Consider the following 7403-nt stretch of genomic DNA (forward strand, 5'->3'; position numbering starts at 1 on the left):
GTGGACGCGGACTGGGGCATGGGCCCGCGGCCGGATCTGCGCCGGCTCAACGTGCCCATCGGCGTCGTGGGCGTCTTCGGGGCCTCCAACTTCCCCTTCGCCTTCAGCGTGATGGGCGGCGACAGCGCCTCGGCACTCGCCGCCGGGTGCGCCGTGGTGCACAAGGCACACGACGGGCACCGGAACCTCGCGCTCCGCACCGCCGAGACCGTCATCGCAGCACTCGATGCCGCCGGAGCACCTTCCGGGCTGTTCTCGCTCGTCACCGGCCGCCCTGCCGCGGAGGCCCTGGTGGACCATCCTGCCGTGAAGGCCATCGGGTTCACGGGGTCGACGGCGGGTGGCCGGGCTCTGTTCAACCGTGCCGCCGCCCGGCCCGAACCCATTCCCTTCTTCGGCGAACTGGGCGGCATCAACGCCGTGTTCGTCACCGAGAACGCCTGGGCGGTGCGGCGCGACGAAATCCTCAGCGGATACGCCGCCTCGCTCACGATGGGAATGGGCCAGTTCTGCACCAAGCCGGGGCTGCTGTTTGTTCCGGCTGGAGAGGCCGACGGCGTCCGGCAGGTTCTGAGCGGCGCGCTGGCGGACTTTGCCGCAGCGCGGCTGCTGAGCCCACGGTTGCATGAGGGCTACCGGCAGTCCGTGCAGGATCTGCGGGACACCACCGGCGTGGAGGTTCTTGTGGAAGGAGACTTCGCCGAGGCGCCGGCGCCAACCGTACTCCACACGACGTCCGCGGCTGTCCGCAGTGATCCGTTAATCCTGCGGCAGGAAATGTTCGGGCCCGCCAGCCTCGTGGTGGAGTACGGCGACGAATCGGAACTCCTGGAACTCACCGGACTGCTGGAGGGACAGCTGACCACCACGCTCCAGGCGGAGCCGGAGGATGACGTGTCAGAACTGGCCGCACGGCTGACGGACGTCAGCGGCCGGGTCCTCTGGAACGGCTGGCCCACGGGGGTCACGGTCAGCTACGCCCAGCACCACGGCGGACCGTACCCCGCCACAACATCGGCCACCACCTCTGTAGGAACGGCCGCGATCCGGCGCTTCCTCCGGCCCGTGGCGTACCAGTCGTTCCCGGAAGGTCGCCTGCCCGAACCTCTGCAGGATGCCAATCCCTGGCACGTTCCGCAGCGAGTGGATGGGGTGTGGCAGCGGCGCACACGGCCACGGCCCACCCGGCAGGGTCAGACTGCAGTCCAGACTGCAGGAAACGAGGTCCGGCCATGAGCGCCGCGCTGGACCTCGGCGGGGCCTCGGTACTCCCGGACGACGCGGCGCGGGCACTCCTGATCGGCCGGGTCTGGGACGTCGAAACCGGCGGACCACGCGTGGTCGCCGTCCAGGAGCAGGACGTCTTCGACCTCCAGCATCTGGCCGAAACCGTATCCGAGCTCCTGGAACGGCCGGATCTCGTGGCGGCCGTCCGCGCCGCCATGACGCTGCCCCGGTGGAAGACCAGCGAGATCATCCACGCGTCGCTGACGCAGGACGCGTCCCGTCCGCATTTCCTGGCTCCGGTGGATCTCCAGGTCATCAAGGCCTGCGGCGTGACGTTTGTGGACAGCATGATCGAACGGGTCATCGAGGAGCGCTGCGGCGGAGACGCCAGCCGCGCGGCGGAGATGCGGGAACTGGTGGGCCGTGCCCTCGGCGGCAGCATCAGCTCCATCCGGCCCGGCTCCCCCGCGGCTGCCGAAGCCAAGAAGGTGCTCATCGCCGAAGGGCTCTGGTCGCAGTACCTGGAGGTGGGGATCGGGCCTGACCCGGAGGTCTTCACGAAGGCCCCGGTGCTCTCCTCGGTGGGGCTGGGCGCGGGGGTCGGGATCCCTGCGTTCTCCTCCTGGAACAACCCGGAGCCGGAGCTGGTGCTTATTGCCACCTCGGCCGGCACGGTGGTGGGCGCAACCCTGGGCAACGACGTGAACCTGAGAGACGTGGAGGGCCGGAGTGCCCTGCTGCTGGGGAAGGCGAAGGACAACAACGCGTCCAGCGCCCTGGGTCCATTGATCCGGTTGTTCGACGACGGTTTCACCCTGGAGACGCTGCGCCAGGAGGAGATCCTGCTGCGCGTTGAAGGCGAGGACGGCTACTCGCTGGAGGGACGCAACTCCGTGTCCCGGATCAGCCGTCCGTTCGAGGAGCTCGTCGCCGCGACGGTTGGAAAGCACCACCAGTACCCGGACGGCTTCGCCCTGTTCACCGGCACGCTGTTCGCGCCGACCCAGGACAGGGACCACCCGGGACAGGGGTTCACCCACCACATGGGCGACACCGTGACCATCCGCAGCCGCCACCTCGGCGCCCTCGTGAACGTCGTGGGGCCGGCGGAACAGTTGCCGGAATGGTCGTTTGGCCTGCGGCAGCTGTTCGGCTATCTTCAGGCCCAACGCGAAGTCCGCACATCAAGCAGTAAGGAATACGCCTCATGAAGTTCGCCCAGATTGGCGCCCCGGGCGCCGAACAGCCCGTCCTGGTCCACGGGGACCGGCACTACTCGCTCCAGAGCATCACGTCTGCCATCAACGGTGACTTTCTGTCCAACGGTGGCCCCGCGGCTGCCGCCGCCGCACTGGCCGCAGGCACACTGCCGGACGTCACCTCCGACGTCGTACGCTACGGCGCCCCGGTGGTGCGCCCGTCCGCCGTCGTCTGCGTTGGCCTGAACTACGCCGCCCACGCAGCGGAATCGGGCGCCCAGCCGCCTGAGCATCCGGTCATCTTCCTCAAGACACCCAATACGGTGAGCGGGCCGGACGATGCCGTGGCCATCCCCCCGGGATCGACCAAGACCGACTGGGAGGTGGAGCTCGGGATCATCGTCGGCAAACGCGCCTCCTACCTGGACTCCCCCGAAGCCGCCCGGGACCACATCGGCGGGTTTGTGGTGGTGGACGATCTCTCCGAGCGCGACTTCCAGCTGAACGTTTCCGGCGGCCAGTGGTCCAAGGGCAAGAGCTCACCGGGGTTCTGCCCCACGGGTCCCTACCTGGTCACCCCCGACGAGGTCGACGCCGGCAATCTGCGGCTGCGCAGCTGGGTCAACGGCGAAATCCGCCAGGATTCCTCCACGGCGGACATGATTTTCGACGCCGAGACCATCGTCTGGAACCTGAGCCAGTACATGGTGCTCGAGCCCGGCGATCTCATCTGCACCGGCACCCCCGAGGGCGTCGCGCTGTCCGGGCGGTTCCCGTACCTGAAGGCCGGCGACATTGTGGAAATCGAAATTGACGGGCTGGGGCGGCAGCGCCATGAATTCATCGCATGAACGGACACCCAGCCATGGAGTTTGAAGGCATCCGTGCCATCGTCACCGGCGGGGCTTCCGGCATCGGAGCGGCCACAACAGCGCATCTGACCCGGCGCGGGGCGAAGGTGGCGGTGCTGGACCTGAATCCCGAGGCAGCGTCAGAAGCGGCGCTGTCGATCCGATGCGACGTGGCCGATGACGCTTCGGTGCGTGCCGCCGTCGAACGCGTTGCCCGTGAATTCGGGGGGATCGACGTCGTGGTCAACAACGCAGGCATTGGAGCCCAGGGCACCGTTGCGGACAATGACGACGCCGAGTGGCAGCGCGTTCTGGACGTCAACGTGATCGGCGCGGTGCGGGTGAGCCGTGCCGCCCTGCCCCATCTCCGGCAGTCCCCCGCCGCCGCGATCGTCAACACGTCCTCCATCGCCGCCACGGCCGGGCTGCCCGCCCGCGCACTCTACGCGGCCACCAAGGGCGCCATCCGGGCGCTGACGCTCAGCATGGCGGCCGATCACGTCCGCGAAGGCATCCGGGTCAACTGCGTCAATCCGGGCACGGCTGACACGCCCTGGATCAACCGGCTGCTGAGCCAGGCGGATGACCCGGCAGCGGAACGCGCGGCGCTGGAGGCCCGCCAGCCGCACGGCCGCCTGGTGGCGCCGGAGGAGGTTGCAGCGGCGATTGCGTACTTGGCCAGTCCGCTGGCCGGTTCGACGACGGGCACTGAACTGGCGGTCGACGGCGGCATGCAGGCGGTGCGCCTGCGTCCCGTCGAGTAGCGTCCCGTCGAGTAACGTCCCGCAGGGGTAACGCCCCGGCGAGTAACGTCCCGCCGAAGTAAGAAGCTGCGAGGCGCCGTCGTGTCCTGATTTACCGGGGCACGGCGGCGCCTTTGGCGTGTCTGGACTAACCGCGCCACCCCCTTCCGGCGAGCGCACGCAAGCGGTTTTCAGGAGGGTCTTGACCTGCGTCACATCCACTATATGATAGTGCGTATTCCTATATGATCTTCGATGGCGAACGACCGGGATCCCCGGACTCCGTCACCCCCGCATTCGATCCGCAGCCGATCCGCAGCCGATCCGCATCAACAATCTCCAGGAGAGCACCCATGTTCAAAGCAACACCGAAGTTGCTTCTTGTCCCGGCTATCGCGTTGGCCCTCACGCTGGGAGGCTGCTCCTCCGGCGGCGCCTCTGCCGGTGCTGGGAGCACAACAGGAGCCGTGGCGGACAGCCACCTCACACAGGTCCTCAAGACGAAAACGATCAAGATCGCTGTCAGTGCCGACTCCCCCGGGTATGGCGTGATGACCTCATCAGGTGAGCACGAGGGCTTCGACATTGATGTCGCGAACGCGCTCGGCGCCTCGCTGGGCGCCAAGGTTGAGTTCGTCACGGCCACGAACGAAAGCCGCATCCCGCTGCTGCAGACCGACAAGGCGGACGCTGTCATTGCCACCTTCACGGCATCGGATGCGCGCGCACAGGTGGTGGACATGTCCGAGCCGTACGCCGCCAGCTCCACGGTCTTTATGGTGCCCGCGGGAAGCCCGATCGCCAGCTACGCGGATCTGGACGGGAAATCCGTGGCCACGTCGCGCGGAAGTGTGGGCGAGCAAATCCTCAAGGCCACCTTCCCGAACGCCAAGATCGCCGGCTTCAACACCACGGCCGATTCCATCCAGGCCCTCAAGAGCGGCAAGGTGGACGCGCTGATTGAAAACAACGCGATCATCGGCGGGCTCGTGAAGAGTGATCCGTCCGCATTCCAGGTGCTCAAGGGCGACCCGATCAAGCCGGCGCTGTTCTCCATCGGCGTCAAGCAGGGCGACCAGACGTGGGTTAACTACATCAACAACTTCATCCGGAACTACACCATCTCCGGACAGAACGAGGCCTCCCTGCAGAAGTGGTTCGGGCTGGAACTTCCGCCCTTCCTCGCCCACTAACAGTATTCGGACGCACTCTCCGGTGTGGGTGGACGGCAGGCAGTCATTCACCCACACCGCCGTTCACGGATAGGACCCTTTGCTCATGGCTTTATATTTCGGAGACCTTCTCCCGTTCAGCTCGCTATTGCTTGAGGGGCTCTGGACAGCTCTGTACATCACGCTCGTGGCCATGGTGGCGGGAAGCGCACTCGGCGTCTTCCTGTACCTGGGGAAGGTCGGGCCCGGAAAGGCAGTCAGCATCTTCTGCACGTGCTACATCGAGGCCATCCGCAACACGCCTCTGCTGGTGCAGCTGTACCTGATCTACTTTGCCCTTCCCGCGCTGGGCATCAACCTCGAACCCATCTGGGCCGCCGTTATTGGCCTGACCCTCAACAACGCGGCATACACGGCGGAAATATACCGGGCCGGCTTCGAGTCGGTGCCACACGGCCTCCGTGAGGCCGGCAAGGCGCTGGGCATGAAGAACGCCCAGATCGTGCGCTACATCGTCCTGCTGCCCGCCACCCGGAACGTTTTCCCTGCACTGACCAACCAGCTGATTCTGCTGTTCCTGGCTTCGTCGATTGGATCCATCATCTCGCTTCCTGAACTGACCAACGCGATCATGAGCGTCAGCAACACCACGTACCGGACCATCGAGGTGCTCGCAGTGGGCGGGCTGCTCTACCTTGGCGTTTCCGCCCTGTTGTCGCTGGCCTCGAAACGGGCCGAAACGACGCTGTTCCGGTGGGCGGTGGGCGCACGTGTTTAGGGCCTTTGATTGGCAGGACCTCATTCCGCTGGCCAAGGGGGCATGGCTGACCATTCAGCTCTGCGCCATGTCCGGAATTCTCGGCATCATCTTCGGACTGATCCTCGGCATTGCCAGATCGTCCCCCAGCAGGATCGCCCGGTGGATCAGCACCATCTACATCAGCTGCGTGCGCGGCATCCCGATTCTGGTCATCATCTTCTTCATCTTCTTCGGGATCCCGCTGCTGTTTCCCGGCCTGGAACTGGACAAGTTCGCCTCGGCCGTCATTGCGCTGACCTGCTTCGCCGCCGCCTATGTGGCAGAAATTGTGCGGGGCAGCATCGAAGCCGTGCCCCGGGGACAAAGTGAGGCTGCAGAAGCCCTGGGGCTCAACTACTGGGCGAAGCTCCGGTATGTGGTCATGCCGCAGGCCAGGAAGATTATGGTGCCGCCCGGCGTCGGCTTCATCATTGGCCTGGTGAAGGATTCCTCCCTGGTGACGGTGACCGGGCTGGTGGAACTGACGCACGCGGGCAACATCGTCACCAACCTCACCGGCGACCCCATCATGACGTTCCTGACCGTCGCCGCCATGTACTTCGTCATTTGCTACAGCATCTCCCTGCTGGGGCGCCTGTACGAGAAACGGACCGGCATCCAGGTGGACCCCCTCAAACTTCCCGAGCCCGCGAGCGTATAGATCGGAATATGACTGTGATTTTTGTTGAGAATTTGAATAAGAAGTTCGGCCCCAACCATGTCCTCAAAGGCGTTGACTGCCACATCCGTGAGCGTGAGGTGGTGTGCGTCATCGGCCCCTCGGGTTCAGGCAAGAGCACGTTCCTGAGGTGCATGAACGGCCTGGAATCGATCACGTCCGGCAGCATCGTGATCAACAAGCACCGGTTGGACGATTCGAAAACGAACATCAACCTGGTCCGGCAGGAAGCGGGAATGGTCTTCCAGCATTTCAACCTGTTCCCGCACCTGAAGGTCATCGACAACGTTATGCTGGCCCCGCTCAAGGTGGCCAAGGTCAACAGGGACGAAGCCCGCGCCAAAGCCGAAATGCTGCTGGCCAAGGTGGGTCTGGCCGAAAAGATGGAGGCCTTCCCGGGGAGCCTGTCCGGCGGTCAGATGCAGCGTGTGGCCATAGCCCGCGCGCTGGCCATGGATCCAAAAATCATGCTCTTTGACGAGCCCACCTCGGCCCTGGACCCGGAAATTGTCGGCGAGGTGCTGACCGTCATGAAGGACCTGGCCAATGAGGGCATGACCATGGTGGTGGTCACCCACGAAATGGGCTTCGCCCGGGAAGTCGCTGACCGCGTGCTTTTTATGGACCAGGGACTGATCGTCGAGGAAGGCTCCCCCGATGAGATCTTCTCCTCGCCGCGGAACGCCAGGACCCAGGGGTTCCTCAGCAAGGTTCTGTAACCGGAGCACGCAGT

At 65.3% G+C, this 7403-nt stretch carries 8 protein-coding genes; all 8 read left to right on the forward strand.

The genetic code is table 11. From position 1 onward, the window contains the following. Positions 1 to 1236 (forward strand): aldehyde dehydrogenase family protein (locus tag V6M49_RS04050; RefSeq protein WP_332760143.1); only part of this gene is annotated, 1236 nt, incomplete at its 5' end. Beyond that, positions 1233 to 2438, forward strand: a complete 1206-nt coding sequence (locus tag V6M49_RS04055; protein WP_332760144.1) for a fumarylacetoacetate hydrolase family protein — start codon at positions 1233 to 1235, stop codon at positions 2436 to 2438. The genes V6M49_RS04050 and V6M49_RS04055, both read left to right, overlap by 4 nt. Next, positions 2435 to 3277, forward strand: coding sequence for a fumarylacetoacetate hydrolase family protein (locus V6M49_RS04060; protein ID WP_332760145.1), 843 nt, complete (start codon positions 2435 to 2437; stop codon positions 3275 to 3277). The genes V6M49_RS04055 and V6M49_RS04060 overlap by 4 nt, the downstream gene beginning before the upstream one ends. 14 nt (positions 3278 to 3291) lie before the next feature. After that, positions 3292 to 4041: an SDR family NAD(P)-dependent oxidoreductase gene (locus tag V6M49_RS04065; protein ID WP_141142213.1), complete on the forward strand. Its 750-nt coding sequence runs from the start codon at positions 3292 to 3294 to the stop codon at positions 4039 to 4041. A gap of 332 nt (positions 4042 to 4373) precedes the next feature. Beyond that, positions 4374 to 5213: a transporter substrate-binding domain-containing protein gene (locus V6M49_RS04070; RefSeq protein WP_332760146.1), complete on the forward strand. Its 840-nt coding sequence runs from the start codon at positions 4374 to 4376 to the stop codon at positions 5211 to 5213. An 85-nt stretch (positions 5214 to 5298) separates the two neighbouring features. After that, positions 5299 to 5970 carry an amino acid ABC transporter permease gene (locus V6M49_RS04075; RefSeq protein WP_056340879.1) on the forward strand — a complete coding sequence of 224 codons (672 nt, stop codon included), beginning with the start codon at positions 5299 to 5301 and terminating at the stop codon, positions 5968 to 5970. Beyond that, entirely contained in the window at positions 5963 to 6652 is a 690-nt protein-coding gene (locus V6M49_RS04080) for an amino acid ABC transporter permease (RefSeq protein WP_332760147.1), read from the forward strand. The genes V6M49_RS04075 and V6M49_RS04080 overlap by 8 nt, the downstream gene beginning before the upstream one ends. A gap of 8 nt (positions 6653 to 6660) precedes the next feature. Beyond that, positions 6661 to 7389, forward strand: a complete 729-nt coding sequence (locus V6M49_RS04085) for an amino acid ABC transporter ATP-binding protein (protein ID WP_276203716.1) — start codon at positions 6661 to 6663, stop codon at positions 7387 to 7389. Positions 7390 to 7403: the final 14 nt, after the last annotated feature.

The organism is Pseudarthrobacter sp. (genome assembly GCF_036675385.1).
In the GTDB taxonomy this organism is placed as follows: domain Bacteria; phylum Actinomycetota; class Actinomycetes; order Actinomycetales; family Micrococcaceae; genus Arthrobacter.